At 63.5% G+C, this 16,437-nt stretch carries 15 protein-coding genes; 12 read left to right on the top strand and 3 right to left on the bottom strand.

The features are described 5' to 3' along the window. Window positions 1-5: 5 nt before the first annotated feature. Genes NKJ73_RS07350 through erpA form a run of 3 tightly spaced genes read right to left on the bottom strand, consistent with a single transcriptional unit; the run spans window position 6 to window position 1,262 of the window. Entirely contained in the window at window positions 6-395 is a 390-nt protein-coding gene (locus tag NKJ73_RS07350) for a VOC family protein (RefSeq protein ID WP_352568994.1), read from the bottom strand. A gap of 2 nt (window positions 396-397) precedes the next feature. Then, window positions 398-877, bottom strand: a complete 480-nt coding sequence (locus tag NKJ73_RS07345) for a hypothetical protein (protein WP_352568862.1) — start codon at window positions 875-877, stop codon at window positions 398-400. A gap of 37 nt (window positions 878-914) precedes the next feature. After that, complete coding sequence (gene erpA / locus NKJ73_RS07340; RefSeq protein ID WP_352568861.1) at window positions 915-1,262, bottom strand: iron-sulfur cluster insertion protein ErpA; 348 nt, start codon at window positions 1,260-1,262, stop codon at window positions 915-917. Between the two features lie 73 nt (window positions 1,263-1,335). On the opposite strand from erpA, the gene NKJ73_RS07335 reads away from it, so the two are divergent. From NKJ73_RS07335 to NKJ73_RS07280, 12 genes are all read left to right on the top strand, one after another. Continuing rightward, window positions 1,336-2,550 (top strand): deoxyguanosinetriphosphate triphosphohydrolase, encoded by a 1,215-nt coding sequence (locus NKJ73_RS07335; RefSeq protein ID WP_352568860.1) that lies wholly within the window; start codon window positions 1,336-1,338, stop codon window positions 2,548-2,550. A gap of 61 nt (window positions 2,551-2,611) precedes the next feature. Then, window positions 2,612-4,369, top strand: a complete 1,758-nt coding sequence (argS, locus tag NKJ73_RS07330) for an arginine--tRNA ligase (RefSeq protein WP_352568859.1) — start codon at window positions 2,612-2,614, stop codon at window positions 4,367-4,369. 103 nt (window positions 4,370-4,472) lie between these two features. After that, entirely contained in the window at window positions 4,473-8,090 is a 3,618-nt protein-coding gene (locus NKJ73_RS07325) for an SPOR domain-containing protein (protein ID WP_352568858.1), read from the top strand. Window positions 8,091-8,206: 116 nt separating this feature from the next. After that, a complete protein-coding gene (nagZ, locus tag NKJ73_RS07320) occupies window positions 8,207-9,226 on the top strand; it encodes a beta-N-acetylhexosaminidase (RefSeq protein ID WP_352568857.1) in 1,020 nt (339 codons plus the stop codon). A gap of 58 nt (window positions 9,227-9,284) precedes the next feature. After that, on the top strand, window positions 9,285-10,085 hold the full coding sequence (locus tag NKJ73_RS07315; protein WP_023678931.1) for a segregation and condensation protein A: 801 nt from the start codon (window positions 9,285-9,287) through the stop codon (window positions 10,083-10,085). Next, the gene (scpB, locus tag NKJ73_RS07310; protein WP_352568856.1) at window positions 10,082-10,861 is read left to right on the top strand and encodes an SMC-Scp complex subunit ScpB; all 780 of its coding nucleotides are present in this window, start codon (window positions 10,082-10,084) and stop codon (window positions 10,859-10,861) included. Before NKJ73_RS07315 ends, scpB begins: the two co-directional genes overlap by 4 nt. Before the next feature lie 178 nt (window positions 10,862-11,039). Further along, window positions 11,040-11,261, top strand: coding sequence for a twin-arginine translocase TatA/TatE family subunit (locus NKJ73_RS07305; RefSeq protein WP_352490594.1), 222 nt, complete (start codon window positions 11,040-11,042; stop codon window positions 11,259-11,261). Window positions 11,262-11,290: 29 nt separating this feature from the next. Continuing rightward, window positions 11,291-11,977, top strand: a complete 687-nt coding sequence (gene tatB, locus NKJ73_RS07300; RefSeq protein WP_352568855.1) for a Sec-independent protein translocase protein TatB — start codon at window positions 11,291-11,293, stop codon at window positions 11,975-11,977. After that, on the top strand, window positions 11,974-12,837 hold the full coding sequence (tatC, locus tag NKJ73_RS07295) for a twin-arginine translocase subunit TatC (RefSeq protein WP_023678927.1): 864 nt from the start codon (window positions 11,974-11,976) through the stop codon (window positions 12,835-12,837). The genes tatB and tatC overlap by 4 nt, the downstream gene beginning before the upstream one ends. A gap of 413 nt (window positions 12,838-13,250) precedes the next feature. Next, window positions 13,251-14,558, top strand: coding sequence for a serine--tRNA ligase (serS, locus tag NKJ73_RS07290; protein WP_352568854.1), 1,308 nt, complete (start codon window positions 13,251-13,253; stop codon window positions 14,556-14,558). Between the two features lie 244 nt (window positions 14,559-14,802). Further along, entirely contained in the window at window positions 14,803-15,561 is a 759-nt protein-coding gene (surE, locus tag NKJ73_RS07285; protein WP_352467008.1) for a 5'/3'-nucleotidase SurE, read from the top strand. After that, complete coding sequence (locus NKJ73_RS07280; protein WP_352568853.1) at window positions 15,558-16,223, top strand: protein-L-isoaspartate(D-aspartate) O-methyltransferase; 666 nt, start codon at window positions 15,558-15,560, stop codon at window positions 16,221-16,223. The genes surE and NKJ73_RS07280 overlap by 4 nt, the downstream gene beginning before the upstream one ends. The last annotated feature ends 214 nt before the right edge of the window (window positions 16,224-16,437 follow it).

The following is a 16,437-nucleotide window of genomic DNA, read 5'->3' as shown; positions in this document are numbered from 1 at the left end:
GGAGACTAGCGATCCGGTGGATGACGTTCGACAAGGCCGATCGTATTGCCTGCCGGGTCCTTTAGGAAGGCCATCCATTCGCTTTCCCCCGCCTGGCCGAACAGGCCTTCGGTGTCGCGATGGACGAGCGCCGGCGGCGCGGTGAAGGGAACACCGGCGACCCTTGCCGAAGCGTGGAACTCGTCGAGGCCCGATATGTCGAGATAGACGGTGCCGGCAGGCAGGCCGTCGGTGAAAAGCAGGCGCACGTCACCGGCCATGATAAAGGCGATGCCTGGCGGATCGAAACGCGCATGCAGGTTCATGCCGAGCACCTCGCGCCAGAACGCCAGCGTCGCATCGAGGTCGCGCCCGGCGGAAAGCGCGACCTGACGGACCGCGCCGACACGGCGCATGCTCATTCACTCCCGAAAGGTTGGGGTTCGGCATTTTCCGCGAGTATTTGCTCTATCATCCATCGCAGGTGCGATGCCTGCTCGCGCGTTGCATTCTCGTCCATCCAATCACAGCCGTTGTAAAGGTCTCCAAGCCAGTGTGGAAAATCGTATTTGTCCTCAATCGGCGACACCATACGGCAGACCTGAAAGGGTTCCAGGTCGCCGTCAAGGTAAGTCCGAATGCGTCGAAGGAACAGCTTACGTGCTATTTCCTTGGCTTCATCGGACTTGTCGTTGAAATCGGGAAAACACCGCGCGATCAGCGACCTCAAATGGCCATGAGCTTTCGCAAGATTAACGGCATTCCGCGGATTGCACCGCACGAGCTGCACATAATCAGCGTCGTCTGCGTAGACCCGAGCTGCCTTGTGACGGTTGGCCCAACCAACGATATCGATATCGGAAATTGCTTCTATCTCGCGGGCGACAAGGACCGTCATCGGATCCTCAAGGCCCTCGAGGAGCGGCTTCATATTTTCAAATACTGAAGCTGGTGCCGCAGCCGCAGGAGGCGACCGCATTGGGGTTTCTGATCTGGAACGACTGGCCCATCAGATCGTCGACGAAATCGATCACCGAGCCGCCCATATAGACCAGCGACAGGTCGTCGATCAGCACGGTGGCGCCGTCCTTCTCGATGGCGACGTCGTCGTCATTGCGCCCATCGACCAGGTCGAACTTGTAGGAGAAGCCGGAACAGCCGCCGCCCTCGACCGAAACGCGCACGGCCGTCTTACCGGCTTCGCTCGCCACAATCTTGGCGATCCGCCTGGCGGCGGCGTCGGTCATCTCGACTTTCATGGCGGTCTTGGCATCAGCGCCCATGGGCGTCACCTTGCATTCGGTTTCGTATGATAGGTATGAAGCGCGACGGGGCAAGTCAACTGCGGCATACGCTATGACCAACGAGTTTGGCGACATCGGATTCGGCTATCGACCGCGCGCGGCCTATGCCAGCGACCCGGCGAAGTCGCGCGGGCGGCTGTTCGACGAGGTGGAAAGCCCGACGCGTACGCCGTTCCAGCGCGACCGCGACCGCATCATCCATTCGACGGCGTTCCGCCGGCTGAAGCACAAGACGCAAGTGTTTGTCGCGCACGAAGGCGACCATTACCGCACGAGGCTGACGCATTCGATCGAGGTAGCGCAAATCGCACGCGCTCTGGCGCGGGCACTGCGCGGCGACGAGGACTTGGCCGAGGCGGTGGCCCTGGTGCACGACTTCGGCCACACGCCCTTCGGCCATACCGGCGAGGACGCGCTGAACGAGAAGATGGCCGCCTGGGGCGGCTTCGACCACAATGCGCAGTCGCTGCGTGTGGTGACGCGGCTGGAGCGGCGCTATGCCGAGTTCGATGGGCTGAACCTCACCTGGGAAACGTTGGAGGGGCTGGTCAAGCACAATGGCCCGCTGACCGATGCCAAGGGCAAAGGGCTGAAGGGGCCGGTGCCGCAGGCTATCCGCGACTATTCCGAACTGCACGACCTCGAACTCGACCGCTTCGCTGGTATCGAGGCGCAGTGTGCGGCGATTGCCGACGACATCGCCTACAACACCCACGACATCGATGACGGCTTGAGGGCAGGGCTGTTGACGCTGGATATGCTGGAGGGCGTCTCGCTGCCGGGGTCGATCCTCAAGGGCGTGCGTCAGCGCTATCCGGCGCTCGATGACGTACGCACCGGCCACGAGCTGATGCGCCGGCAGATCACCATCATGGTCGAGGACGTGATCGTCTCGACGACAGCCAATCTGGCGCGCATCAAGCCCGGCAGCGCCGAAGCGGTAAGGGCGGCCGGCGAGCCGATGGTGAGCTTCTCCGCCGAGACGGCCGTATTGGAAAAGGAGCTGAAGGCCTTTCTCTACAAGCACCTCTACCGGCATGCGGAGGTCATGCGGGTGCGCGCCGATGCCGACCAGATCGTCAGGGACCTGTTCGACGTCTATTTCGCCGATCCGCGCGCTATGCCGGATGGCTGGCGCGAAGGGCTCGACCGGGCAGAGGACCGCGTCAAGGCGCGCAGTGTTGCCGATTTCCTAGCCGGCATGACGGACACTTATGCGCTCAAGGAACACAGGCGTTTGTTTGACCATACGCCGGATTTGAGCTAGGGCGGGCGCGATTTTGCCGGCCAACGAGCCGGATCCCTGCAAAACCGTCAGAGCCACAGCAATGAACATCTTCGCCGATTTCAACGCGCGAATCATAAAGGCCGTCGAAGCGCTTGATTTGAAAGACAAGGATGGCGTGTCGCCGGACCTGTCGCGCATCGCCGTCGAGCCGCCGCGCGATGCCAGCCATGGCGATCTCGCGACCAACGCAGCCATGGTGTTGGCCAAGCCGACCGGCCAGAACCCGCGTGCGCTGGCCGAAAGGCTGGCCGAGGCGCTGCGCGCCGACGAGGATATCGCGGCCGCCGAGATCGCCGGCCCGGGCTTCGTCAATCTCAGGCTCAAGGACGGCTTCTGGCAGGCGCATCTGACGGCGCTGCTCGGCGAAGGCCGCAACTATGGCCGCTCGACTATCGGCGACGGCAAGAAAACCAATGTCGAATATGTCTCGGCCAACCCAACCGGCCCGATGCATGTCGGCCATTGCCGGGGTGCTGTAGTCGGCGACGCGCTGGCCAATCTGATGGCCTTCGCCGGTTACGACGTGACCAAGGAATACGTCATCAACGATGCCGGTTCGCAGATCGACGTGCTCGGACGCTCAGTCATGCTGCGCTACCGCGAAGCGCTCGGCGATGAGATCGGCGACATTCCGGCCGGGCTTTATCCAGGCGACTATCTGATCCCCGTTGGTCAGGCGCTGGCCAGCGAATTCGGCCGCTCCCTGCTGCAGATGCCGGACGAGGAGGCGCTTGCCATCGTCAAGGACAGGACGATCGACGCGATGATGGCGATGATCCGCGAGGATCTGGCGCTGCTCAACGTGCATCACGACGTCTTCTTCTCCGAGCGGACGCTGCATGCGAACAACGCCCGCAAGATACGCTCGGCGATCAGCGACCTGACGCTGAAGGGCCACATCTACAAGGGCAAGCTGCCGCCGCCCAAGGGCGAGAAGCCGGACGACTGGGAGGACCGCGAGCAGACGCTGTTCCGCTCGACCGCGGTCGGCGACGACATGGACCGGGCGCTGGTCAAGTCGGACGGCACCTTCACCTATTTCGCCGCCGATGTCGCCTACCTCAAGGACAAGGTCGATCGCGGCTTCGTCGACCTGATCTATGTGCTTGGCGCCGATCATGGCGGCTACGTGAAGCGGCTGGAAGCGCTTGCCCGGGCGATTGCCGGCGACGAGGTCAAGCTTACCGTGCTGCTTTGCCAGTTGGTGAGGCTGTTTCGCGCCGGCGAGCCGGTGCGTATGTCGAAGCGGTCGGGCGAGTTCGTGACCTTGCGCGAAGTGGTCGAGGAGGTCGGCCGCGACCCGATCCGCTTCATGATGCTCTACCGCAAGAACGACGCGCCGCTCGACTTCGACTTCGCCAAGGTAACCGAGCAGTCGAAGGACAATCCGGTGTTCTACGTGCAGTATGCCTCGGCGCGCTGCCATTCGGTATTCCGGCAGGCGAGCGAGCAATTGGGCGAGGCCATGTTCGACCGCAACCAGCTGGCCGCCGAAGTGGCTTTGCTGACCGATGAGGGGGAGATCGGCCTGATCAGGAAGCTCGCCGAATATCCTCGGCTGATCGAAGCCGCGGCGCTCGCGCTCGAGCCCCACCGGCTGGCATTTTACCTCTACGAACTCGCTTCCAGCTTCCACGGACACTGGAACCGGGGCACCGATAATCCCGACTTACGTTTTGTTAAGGTTAACGACCGACAATTGACGCATGCCAGACTAGGGCTGGTGCAGGCTGTTTCGGACGTTTTGACGTCCGGCCTGACGCTGATCGGAGCCAATGCGCCCACCGAAATGCGTTAGGTTTGAGTAAAAAACCTGTCACCTTTTGCCCACATTGCGCTGGTAAGGGCCAACCCTACGCGACGTCCATGGCGTCCGAATGAGTGCGAGTTCGGGAACAATAATGGCAGACAGAACCCAGCTGAGAGCAGCCGACCACAACGACATCGCCAACGATGATCCGTTCGCGGAACTGACCAGGATCATGGGGTTCGACCCGCGCCAGCCGGTCAAACCGCAAACCCCGGCCCAGCCGAAAACCGCTGCCGCCGAACCGTCGGTGGACGAGGGCGATTTCGAGATCGATCTCGAGAAGGAGTTGATGGGCGAATTCGGCGCCGACGCCAACGACAATGCTTCCCCTGCCAAGCTTCGCGAGCCGACACCCGAACCGGCCGCCGCCGACGAAATGGAGGACGCGCTTGCTGCCTCGTTCGAACAGGATTTCGCGTTCGACGACAGTGCGGCGGATGATGCTGCTCCTGTTGCAGCCACTCCTGTTGCCGCCGACGAAATTGCCTCCGCCCCCGAAAGGGCGTTCGCTCCCGCCGTCGAGCCGGAGCTCGACGACGATTTCGATAACGCCGTCGCCGGCTCGCTCGAAGACGTGTCGCCGTTCGAGGACGACCTTTCGAGTGACGACGAACTTGCCGCCTCGCTCGACCAGGATTTTCGGCACGACGACGGTGTGACGGCCAAGATCGCGGTGACCGGCGAGGATGAACCCAGGGCCGCAGCCGAGGCGATCGAGCCGGTCGACGAGCCCGCCTTCGACGATGAGTTCGACAACGCCGTGGCAAGTTCGCTCGAAGACGAGCTGATGCTCGAAGAGCATGAGCCGATGGAGCAGACCGTCGCCGTTGAAACCGCCGCGCAAGCGGCCGCGTTCGATGACGAGTTCGACGATGCCGTTGCAAGCTCGCTCGAAGACGAGCTGATGTTCGACGAGCATGAGCCGGCGGAAAACGTCGCCGCCACGTCATCGCCGGTTGAGGCGGTTTCGGCCGATGAGGATCTTGCCGGCCAATTCGATGATGCCATGGCCGATGTCGACATGGACTTCGATGTTCGCTCGAACGGGCCTGCCGAAATCGAAGAACCAGAGTTTATCGAAGAGCAGTCGATCGAAGAGCCAGAGGCCGCCCGGCTTTCCGGCGCGGCCGCTGAAGCGGCGTTCGACGACGATTTCGATCTGAGCTTCGACGATGCGCCTGCCGAGGAAGCCGAAGAACCCATGGCGCAAGTTGCGGCCGAACCAGTGGCGCCGGCCGCTGTCGTCCCGACGGCCCCAGTGGCTGAGGAACGCAGCCTGGAAGACGAACTGAACGCGCTGCTCGGTGCGATGAGCACACGGCCGGCACAAGCGGTCAACGAACCTCAGACAAGCCCGCAGACTGCCCAGAAGCCCGTGATGGCTGTTCAGCAGCCTATCGCGCCGGTAGTTCAGAAGCCAGCAGTGGCCGCTGAACAGCCAATGGCGGCGGTCAAAGACGTCGCCAACGAACCGGTGCATGCTGTCGACGAGCTGGATTGGGAACTCGACGAGCACGAGCCCGCTGAGCCGCAGCAGTCCAGTGCCGCCGATGACGCCGATCTTGGCAGTGTCCTCCTCGATGAGCTTGAAGGCGAGGATTTCGGTGTCGAAGCCGCTGCCGGACGCGCGGATGATCTCGACAGCGATGCGCTCGATGCCGACTTCGCCAGGAATATCGGCCTGGATCACGACTCGGCCGACAAGAGTGCGGCAGCTGCTGCCGAGGAAGACCCGCTCGATGCGCTGAACTGGCTGACAACACGCGCCACACCGCCCGAGCCGGCCCGCTCGTGGAGCCGCGTGACGCCGGTCGCACAGCCTCAGCCTGCCTTTGCAAGCCAGCCGGTGGCTTCGGCGCGTCCGGCACCAGCGCCGCAGCCGGCTGCAACGCCGTCCTATCGGGCCGCACAGGTCGAAGAGAGGCCATCCTATGAAGATCGGCCCGCCTACACGGAAGCTGCACCAAGCTCGCATCAACAGCCTTCCGCTTATGACGAGATGCCCGATGTCGAGACGGTCGACGTGCCCGAGCGCGTCGTGGCGCTGGCGGACGATCTCGACATTCCGGAGCTCAACTTCGACGATGACGAGCCGGTGGCGCCCGCCTACGACGATCTCGATGCCGATTTTGCCAGCCTTCTCACCGAAATGAATGCCACGGATATAGCGCCTGCCCCGGTGCGCAGTGCTGGCTATGACGATGAATACGATGCCGGCTTCGCGTCTGGCTACAAGCAAGATCGTAGCGAGACGCGCGCCTATGGCGCCAAGCCTGCGGAAGCCCCCGTCAGCGCGGCGGCCGCTTCCTATGCCGATGCAGCGGACGGTTTCGATCTGGGCCCATTGCCTGGCGGCCAGCCGGTTTCGCAAGCCGACGATTTCACCTTCGATGAGCTCGACTACGATCCCGAACTGGACGAGGAGATGTCGGTTCCGGGCCTCGCCGAACGCGAGGCCGAAAGGCAGCCGCGCAGGCGCGGGCTGCTGATAGGTGCGGTGGTCGGCGCCGTGGCGATCGCCGGAGGCCTTGGCGCCTTTGCGTTGACCCTCGGCGGCAAGAGCGGCAGCGATGCGCCGGTTATCGTCAAGGCCGACAACAGGCCGATCAAGATCAAGCCGGAAAATCCAGGCGGCACCGTCGTGCCGAACCAGGACAACAAGGTTTATGACGCTGTGGTCAAGGGCGCCAAGCCCGCCGAGCCGGTTCAGCAGAAGCTGGTCACCAACACCGAAGAGCCTTTGGACCTGAAGGCCGACGAACCGGAGAGCCGCGTCGTCGATCTTTCGCCCAATGACCCCGATGCCGCAGACGATATCGACGCGCCCGGCACCGAGGCGTCTGATAGCAATGCGTCTGGCACCAACGCGCCCGGCACCAGCGCGCCTGACACCAATGCGCTTGGCGCCAATGCGGCTGGCGCTACCGAAACCGCCGCCGTACCGGCGCCCAAGTCCGAGGATCGCATCGCGCAGGTTCTGCAGGAGGCCGAGAAGGGTGCAACCCCCGAGATCGTCGCTGTTGCGCCGCGCAAGGTACGGACCATGGTCGTGAAACCTGACGGCTCGCTCGTGGCGCGCGAGGATCCGGCGCCCGCCGCCCCGCAGATGGCTGCTGCCGAGCCGGCCGATCCGGCGCCGCAGCACGTGGCTCCGGCCGCCCAGGCCGACGCCGCGGCGCAGACCGGCACCGTGCCCCTGATCGACCAATTGACAAGTGATCCGAAGATTGGCGACCAGCCGAGTGGCGACCAGGCGAGCGGCGATCAGGCCGAAACCTCCAAGCTGCAGCCGGCGCCCAAGCCCGACACAAAGGCTGAAGCCAAGCCGTCAGCCAGCAAGCAGTCCGCCAGCACCCCGGCCACGGTTCCGGTGGCGCCGCAGCGCCCGTCCGACCAGCCGGTCGACGTGGTCGGCGAGGTCAAGCCCGATCAGGTCGCTTCCATCGATCCGGCCGCGGCCGGCGCTGGTTCGTGGTCGATACAGATCGCTTCGCAGCCGACAGTCGAAAGCGCCCAGGCGACTTATCAGGATCTGCAGCGCCGCTACGGCAGCGTGCTTTCCGGCCGCACCGCCAACATCGTCAAGGCCGAGATTGCCGGCAAGGGCACCTTCTACCGCGTCCGCGTTCCGGCGCAGTCTCGCAACGAGGCGATCAAACTGTGCACCAGCTACAAGGCTGCCGGCGGCAATTGCTTCGTGTCCCACTAGGCACCAAAACCTCTCGAAAAGCCGGCGTCCGCGCCGGCTTTTTTGCGTGAACGGAAACCTCTGAAGGCAATTGCGGGCGATTCCCTTTGTCGGCGCGAAGCTCTAAACTGTTCCGCATGACCGAATCAAAATCCATGATCCTCGGCTGCGCCGGGAAATCACTGACCCGCGACGAGATCCGTTTCTATCGCAACGAATGCCCGTGGGGCTTCATCCTGTTTGCGCGCAATATCGGCGAGACCGAGCAGATCCGCGATCTGGTCGCCGCGATGCGCGACTGCGTCGGGCGTGCGGATGCGCCGGTGTTCATCGACCAGGAGGGCGGCCGGGTGCAGCGCCTACGGCCGCCGCTGGCGCCGAACTATCCGGCTGCCGGTGCACTCGGCGCCTTGTGGCGCGACGACCATGACGCCGGCACCCGTGCCGCATGGCTGATGGCGCGGCTGCATGCCTTCGACCTGCTGCGCTACGGCATCACGGCGGATTGCCTGCCGGTGCTCGACGTGCCCATCGAGGGCGCCAGCGACGTCATCGGCGCGCGCGCCTATGGCAAGGAGCCGCGCGCCGTCATCGAATTGGGTCGCGCCGCGGCGGAAGGCCTGATGGCGGGCGGCGTGCTGCCGGTGATGAAGCATATTCCCGGTCATGGAAGGGCCTTCGCCGATACGCATTTCGAACTGCCGACCGTCGACGCCTCGATCGGCGAGTTGCAGCGGCATGATTTTGCCCCGTTCAGGGAGCTCAACCATTTGCCGATGGCGATGACGGCGCATGTCGTCTATAGCGCGATCGACCCGAAGAACCCGGCCACCATATCCGGCAAGGTCATCGAAAAGATCATCCGCGACGAAATCGGCTTCGACGGGCTGTTGATGAGCGACGACACCTCGATGAAGGCACTTTCTGGGGATTTCCCGTCAAAGGCGGCCGCTATCCTTGCGGCGGGCTGCGATCTGGTCCTTCACTGCAACGGCGTGTTCGAGGAGATGGCCGGCATTGCATCGCGCACGACCGGGGTTGAAGGCAAGTCGTTTGAGCGCGCGGAGCGGGCGCTGACCTATATCAGGAACCGTGACGTGGCGGACGAGACCGAGATTCGGGCCGAATTTGCCAGTTATTTCGACGCGGCGGCCTAGCATCAAAGGAAGCGAAGTGGCGGAAACATTGGACCTGAAGGCCGGCAAGGCCGCACCGATGGACCGCTTGTGGGCCGAGAACGACGATTCCCGGCTGACCGGCGATCCGGCGTTGGTCGTCGATGTGGCCGGCTTCGAAGGTCCTCTCGATCTTCTGCTGCATCTTGCCCGCAATCAGAAGGTCGACCTGTCGCGCATCTCGATCCTGGCGCTGGCCGAACAGTATCTGGCCTTCGTCGAGAAGGTGAGGGCGCTGAGGCTGGAGCTTGCCGCCGACTACCTGGTGATGGCGGCATGGCTGGCCTTCCTCAAGTCGAAGCTCCTGATCCCCAAGCAGCCCGGCGACGAAGGCGAAAGCGGCGAGGAACTGGCGGCGGTGCTGCAGTTCCGGCTGAAGCGGCTGGAGGCGATGCGCGACGCGGCGGCACGGCTGGTCAACCGCAACCGGCTCGGACGCGACGTGTTTGCACGCGGCATGCCGGAAATGGTCATCGTCGAGAAGCGCAATGCCTATTCGGCCTCGCTCTACGACCTGTTGACTGCCTATGCCCAGCAGCGCCAGAAGCAGGCAATAACCAATGTGACGATCGCCAGGCGCGGCGTGTGGTCGCTCAAGGATGCGCGCGACGTGCTGACCAGGCTGATCGGGTCGCTGCGCGACTGGACGGCGCTGGACAGTTTCCTGGTCGAATATCTGGCCGGCCCGGAAGAGCGGCGCACCGCGGTTGCCAGCTCGTTTGCGGCGACGCTGGAACTGGTCCGCGAAGGCAAGATGGAAATGCGGCAGGACCAGGTGTTCGCGCCGCTTTATCTGCGCGGCCGCGCCCAGGCCATCAAGATAGTCGAGGTAACACCATGAGCGAACGCGCCAACGCTTCGGTCATTCCGTTCAAGATCGACGACGATGCCGAGCAAGGCGCAGTTGCCGAAAACCCGGCACAAAATCAGGGGCAGAATTTGTCGCGGAATCCTGGCGAGCGGCTGCATATGGCGGAGGCCGTACGGATGGCCGAGGCGATCGTATTCGCCAGCGCCGAGCCGGTCAGCGAAAAACAGCTCACTTCGCGACTGCCCGACGGCATCAACATTGCCGCGGCAATGGCCGAACTGCAGCAGATCTATGCGCGGCGCGGCGTCAATCTGGTGCGCGTCGGCGATGCCTGGGCGTTTCGCACCGCCGGCGACCTCGCCTTCCTGATGAGCCGTGACACGGTGCAGCAGCGCAAACTGTCCCGCGCTGCCCTCGAAGTGCTGGCGATCATCGCCTACCACCAGCCGGTAACGCGCGCCGAGATCGAGGACATCCGCGGCGTCGAGACGTCGAAGGGGACGCTCGACACGCTGATGGAGACCGAATGGGTGAGGATGCGCGGCCGGCGTCGCACGCCCGGCCGTCCCGTCACCTACGGCACGACCGACATTTTCCTCGACCATTTCGCACTGGAGGAGATACGCGATCTCCCCGGCATGGAGGAATTGAAGGGTGCGGGGCTGCTGTCAGGCCGCATGCCGTCGAATTTCTCGGTGCCGCTGCCGCCGGCCGACCCCGATGCGCTCACCGACGACGAGGATCCGCTGACCGACATCGACCTCGAAGAACTCGGCCTTTTGACGCCGCGCGTCACGGAAGATTGAGCCGAGCGCCATCTTAAAGCCACAGGCAGGATGGGACTGCGCCGATTGGTAGCGGGCCGCCGTGCCGAAAGTGCGTGACTTCGGCGACTCATTCATGAACTCTGTCGCAGTTCTGTTTGAATCCGAACCCGAAAGCGCATAGATCAGCGTCTGGGAAACCGTTCGAGAGAGATTTGCTATGGGTTCATTTTCGATTTGGCACTGGATGATCGTTCTGGTGATCGTGCTGCTGGTGTTCGGCCGCGGCAAGATCCCCGAGTTGATGGGCGACATGGCCAAGGGCATCAAGAGCTTCAAGAAGGGCATGGCGGACGACGAGACTGCCGAGGACAAGCGTACCGTTGAACACCGTGCCGACGAAACCGTTTCGGTACCGAAGGAAAAGGCCAGCAAAAGCTGAGCCCAAAACTTTAGTCGGAACGTATAGCCATGTTCGAAGTCGGCTGGACCGAGATGCTGGTGATCGCGATCGTCATGATCGTGGTCGTCGGGCCCAAGGATTTGCCCAACATGCTGCGCACCTTCGGCCGCACGACGGCGAAGCTGCGGAGCATGGCGTCCGATTTCCAGCGGCAGTTCAACGATGCGTTGAAGGAAGCCGAGCTCGACGACGTCAAGAAGTCGGTCGATTCGCTGAGAAGCCTCAATCCGGCAGCCGAGATCAGGAAGCAGCTCAATCCATTCGAGCAGGCCGCCGCCGACGTCCGTTCCGGCGTCGACGCAGTGATGAAACCCAAGCCGGCCGTCGATGCCGCCGCTTCGACAGAGCAGACAGCCGAGCCGCTGAAGAACGGCGCAACGACGATGCCGGGCGTCAGCCCGCCGGAGCCGACGCCGGCCACGCCGATCTTTCCGGCGATGACGGACGAGTCCGTCGTGGCGCCGGCAGTGCAGGCGCAAACGACCGCAGCGGCCGTGCCGCAAAAAGCGCCGGCGGCAAAGAAGAAGCCGGCGCCCGCAAACGCCGCGGCCGCAGTGCCGGCCAGGCCGGCAAAGACTGCTGCGCCAAAGGCTGCCGCAAAAGCTGAGCAAAAAGCGCAGTTGTCAGCAGCGAAGAAGCCGGCGTCAGCAACGAAGAAGCCGGCCGCCAGGAAAACGGCGGGAGCCGCCAAGTGAGCGTTTCGGACAAGGAAAAGGACGAGATAGAAAAATCGTCGGCTCCGCTGATGGAGCACCTGATCGAGTTGCGCCGGCGGCTGATCTGGTCGATTGGCGGTTTTTTTGTTGCCTTCCTGGTCTGCTTCTTTTTCGCCAAGCGGCTGTTCAACCTTCTGGTCATTCCGTTCAGATGGGCGACCCAATGGGCCGGGCTCGACCCGCACAAGGTCGAGCTGATCTATACGGCGCCACAGGAGTTCTTCTTTACCCAGGTCAAGCTCGCCATGTTCGGCGGCATGGTCATCGCCTTTCCGCTGATCGCCACGCAGATCTACAAATTCATCGCGCCCGGCCTCTACAAAAACGAGCGCAACGCCTTCCTGCCGTTCCTGATCGCCTCGCCGATCCTGTTCCTGATGGGCGCATCGCTGGTCTATTTCTTCTTCACGCCGATGGTGATGTGGTTCTTCCTCGCCATGCAGCAGACCGGCACCAACGACCAGGTGCAGATTTCGCTGCTGCCGAAAGTGTCCGAATATCTCAGCCTGATCATGACGCTGATCTTCTCCTTCGGCCTGGTGTTCCAGCTGCCGGTGGTGACAAGCCTGATGACGCGGGTCGGCATGCTGTCGTCCACGGCCCTGGCCGAGAAGCGCAAATGGGCGATCGTCATCGCCTTCGTCGTGGCGGCGGTGCTGACGCCGCCCGACCCGATGAGCCAGATCGGCCTCGCCATTCCGACGATCCTGCTCTACGAGGTCTCGATCTGGTCGGCCCGGCTGATCGAACGCAGCAAGGAGCGCGACCGTGTGGCCCGCGAAAAGCAGGACGCCACCGAAGAGGTGGCCGAAAAGCCGGCGGACGCGTCTTCGACGTAGGTTCGGTTGAAGCGGGCAGCATTTTTTTGCCGGCCATGGCAACTTTGTTCTTGCTTTGTGCCGGCAGCTATGCTATTAATTTAAGTATGGTGCCAATTGGCTCCAAAAACCCGCCCACTCAGGCGGGTTTTTTTGTTTCTTCCTTTGAAGTTCCGGTGTTGCCGCCTGAGGTCGGCGGGACAGCGCCCCCCTCTGTCCTGCCGGACATCTCCCCCACTTGGGGGGAGATTGGCAACTTCGCCGATGGCTTGCTTTTTCAGCGCCGGAGATTGGCGAAAGCAGCAGTGACGGCCGATCTCCCCACCCGTGGGGGAGATGTCCGGCAGGACAGAGGGGGGCGCGAAGGAACTCTGCCTTGACGCCTTGCATCGATGCGGTTTACCCCCTCTGGCCTACTCAAGGACGAACAGACCATGCTTGACATCAAATGGATTCGCGACAACCCGAAGGCCTTTGTCGAGGCGCTCCAGAAGCGCTCGTGGTCGGCTGAGGATGCGCAGTCCACGGTCGACGACCTGATCGCCGCGGATGAGGCGCGGCGCGAGCATCTGACCGAGCTGCAGACCAGGCAGGAACGCCGCAACGCCGCATCGAAGGAGATCGGCAATGCCATGCGCTCGGGCGATGCAGCTCTCGCCGAAAGGCTGAAGGCCGAGGTCGGCGAGATCAAGGCCTTCATCCAGAATGGCGAGGCGCGCGAGCGCGAGCTCGACAAGGCGCTGAACGATGCGCTGGCGGTGCTGCCCAACGTGCCGTTCGACGACGTGCCGGTCGGCAAGGACGAGCACGACAACGTCGTCATGCGCGTCGTCGGCGAGGTGCCGACGCGGCCGAATTGGGTGAAGGAGCATTTCGAGATCGGCGAAGCGCTCGGCATGATGGATTTCGAGCGGGCAGCACGGCTTTCCGGCTCGCGCTTCACGGTGCTGAAGAGCGGCCTGGCGCGGATGGAACGCGCGCTCGGCCAGTTCATGCTGGATCTGCACACCACCGAGCACGGCTATATAGAGATCCAGCCGCCGTTGATGGTGCGCGACGAGGTGCTTTTCGGGACCGGGCAACTGCCGAAATTCGAAGAGGATTTATTCTTCGTTCGGCACGGGGACGGCAGGCTTGGCCTAATCCCAACCGCCGAAGTGCCGCTCACCAATCTCGTTCGCGACGAGATCATGCCGCACGAAAAACTGCCGCTGCGCTATACGGCGCTGACGCCGTGCTTCCGCTCCGAGGCGGGCTCGGCCGGGCGCGACACGCGCGGCATGCTGCGCCAGCACCAGTTCTACAAGGTCGAGCTGGTGTCGATCACCGACCAGGAGACTTCGGTTGCCGAGCATGAGCGCATGACCGAATGCGCCGAGGAGGTGCTGAAGCGGCTCGGCCTGCCGTTCCGCACCATGACGCTGTGCACCGGCGACATGGGCTTTGGCGCGCGCAAGACCTACGACATCGAGGTCTGGCTGCCCGGCCAGAATGCCTATCGCGAGATATCGTCGTGCTCGGTATGCGGCGATTTCCAGGCGCGGCGCTTGGACGCCCGCTACAAGGACAAGGACGGCAAGGGCAACCGCTTCGTCCACACGCTGAACGGTTCGGGCACCGCCGTCGGCCGCGCTCTCATTGCCGTCATCGAAAATTACCAAAACGAGGACGGCAGCGTAACCATTCCTGAAGCGCTTCGGGCTTACATGGGCGGTCTCGCAAAGATCGAATCATCGAAGTGACAAGATTGTCGGCCCCGCGTTCCTTCGCGCCCCCCTCTGTCCTGCCGGACATCTCCCCCTCAAGGGGGGAGATTGCGCCGTCATCACAGCTTTCGCCAACTGTTGGCGTAGCAAGGAAGGCGGCGGCTACGGTATTGCCGATCTCCCCCCTTGAGGGGGAGATGTCAAGTGGTGGCAAAGAGGGCAGGACAGAGGGGGGTATCGTAGAGCGCTGCCGTCAATCCAATTCTGCAAAGGCGGTCTCATGCGCATCCTCCTGACCAACGACGACGGCATCCATGCCGAGGGCCTTGCATCACTCGAACGCATCGCGCGCACGCTGTCGGACGACGTCTGGGTGGTGGCACCGGAACAGGATCAGTCCGGCTATGCGCATTCGCTGTCGATCTCGGAGCCGCTGCGGCTCAGGAAAATCGGCGAAAAGCACTTTGCGGTGCGCGGAACGCCGACCGACTGTGTCATCATGGGCGTGAAGAAGATCCTGCCCGAAGCGCCTGACCTGATCCTGTCCGGCGTCAATTCCGGCGCCAACATCGCCGACGACGTCACCTATTCGGGCACGGTCGCCGGCGCCATGGAAGGCGCGCTGCTCGGCGTGCGATCGATCGCCATCAGCCAGGCCTATTCCTATGTCGGCGAGGACCGCGTCGTTCCCTACGAGACCACCGAAGCGCTGGCGCCGGCCCTGCTCGAAAAGCTCGTCGCCATGCCGTTGCCGGACGGCGTGCTGCTCAACGTCAATTTTCCGAACTGTGCGCCGGAAGAGATCGCCGGCACTGTAGTCACTTCGCAGGGCAAGCTGGTCCACAGCCTGTGGGTCGACGAGCGGCGCGACGGGCGCGGCCTGCCTTACTACTGGCTGCGCTTCGGCCGCGAGCCAGTCGAGGGCAAGCAAGGCACCGACCTCCATGCCTTGCGCAATCGGCTGGTGTCGGTGACGCCGCTGCAGCTCGATCTCACCGCGCATGAAATCCGCGATCAACTGGCCAAGGCGCTCGCATGAACTTGAACCACGCTGCAACGGTCGACGAGCGCGAAGGTTTCGCTGCCTTCCTGCTTCGTCTGCGCGGCAGGGGGACGGTGCCGAAGGCGCTGATCGCCGCCTTCGAGGCGACGCCGCGGCGCGGCTTTCTGTCTCCGCATTTCCACCCGATGGCCTGGTCGGACCGTATGCTGCCGATCGAATGCGGCGAGGCCATCGAAGGCGCCGACCTGCAGGCGGCGGTGATCGCGGCATTTGCCATCGAGCCGGGCAACCGGGTGCTCGAGATCGGCACCGGGTCCGGCTACACGGCGGCGGTGATGTCGCGGCTTGCCGCGCGGATCGTCACCATCGACCGTTACAAGACGCTGGCCGAACAGGCCCGGCAGCGCCTCGAGGCACTCGCCATCGGCAATGTGATCGTGCGCCAGGCGGACGGTTCCAACGGGCTGGCCAACGAAGCGCCGTTCGACCGCATCGTCGCCTGGGCGGCCTTCGACAGCCTGCCGCGCTTTCTCCTCGACCAATTGTCGAGCGGCGGCATCGTCATCGCGCCGATCGGACCCGACGAAGGCGAGCAGGTGCTGGCCAAGCTGACCAAGGTCGGCAGCCGCTTCGAACGCGAGGATATCGGCCTGGTGCGCCTGCAGCCGATCCTGCACGGTGTCGCCGCGGTGATCTAGACTGTGTCGATATTCAGGTGAGGCCGGCCTGCAAATGGCGGCTTCCTCCGCTTCCGGCCTTCGCCGGCCGAAGCATTCATAAGAGGTCGCGGCAGTTAAGGCTATGGCCGGCGTAGGCCGGTGCTCACGTACCGAAAAAGTACGCACCGCTCCGGTTCTCGGAACCCACCATTTTCGGCTCGGCCTGACCTGAATCTCGACACACCCGGCGCTC

The organism is Mesorhizobium sp. M0074, from assembly GCF_040322975.1.
In the GTDB taxonomy this organism is placed as follows: domain Bacteria; phylum Pseudomonadota; class Alphaproteobacteria; order Rhizobiales; family Rhizobiaceae; genus Mesorhizobium.
This window is presented reverse-complemented; position numbering and strand designations above follow the sequence as displayed.

Bases quoted from the DNA above. Each gene is read 5' to 3' on its own strand.
- surE (WP_352467008.1), top strand. From the start codon at position 14,803: ATGCGCATCCTCCTGACCAACGACGACGGCATCCATGCCGAGGGCCTT.
- NKJ73_RS07335 (WP_352568860.1), top strand. From the start codon at position 1,336: ATGACCAACGAGTTTGGCGACATCGGATTCGGCTATCGACCGCGCGCG.
- NKJ73_RS07305 (WP_352490594.1), top strand. From the start codon at position 11,040: ATGGGTTCATTTTCGATTTGGCACTGGATGATCGTTCTGGTGATCGTG.
- tatB (WP_352568855.1), top strand. From the start codon at position 11,291: ATGTTCGAAGTCGGCTGGACCGAGATGCTGGTGATCGCGATCGTCATG.
- NKJ73_RS07315 (WP_023678931.1), top strand. From the start codon at position 9,285: ATGGACCGCTTGTGGGCCGAGAACGACGATTCCCGGCTGACCGGCGAT.
- serS (WP_352568854.1), top strand. From the start codon at position 13,251: ATGCTTGACATCAAATGGATTCGCGACAACCCGAAGGCCTTTGTCGAG.
- NKJ73_RS07345 (WP_352568862.1), bottom strand. From the start codon at position 877: ATGACGGTCCTTGTCGCCCGCGAGATAGAAGCAATTTCCGATATCGAT.
- NKJ73_RS07280 (WP_352568853.1), top strand. From the start codon at position 15,558: ATGAACTTGAACCACGCTGCAACGGTCGACGAGCGCGAAGGTTTCGCT.
- argS (WP_352568859.1), top strand. From the start codon at position 2,612: ATGAACATCTTCGCCGATTTCAACGCGCGAATCATAAAGGCCGTCGAA.
- nagZ (WP_352568857.1), top strand. From the start codon at position 8,207: ATGACCGAATCAAAATCCATGATCCTCGGCTGCGCCGGGAAATCACTG.
- scpB (WP_352568856.1), top strand. From the start codon at position 10,082: ATGAGCGAACGCGCCAACGCTTCGGTCATTCCGTTCAAGATCGACGAC.
- erpA (WP_352568861.1), bottom strand. From the start codon at position 1,262: ATGGGCGCTGATGCCAAGACCGCCATGAAAGTCGAGATGACCGACGCC.
- NKJ73_RS07350 (WP_352568994.1), bottom strand. From the start codon at position 395: ATGCGCCGTGTCGGCGCGGTCCGTCAGGTCGCGCTTTCCGCCGGGCGC.
- NKJ73_RS07325 (WP_352568858.1), top strand. From the start codon at position 4,473: ATGGCAGACAGAACCCAGCTGAGAGCAGCCGACCACAACGACATCGCC.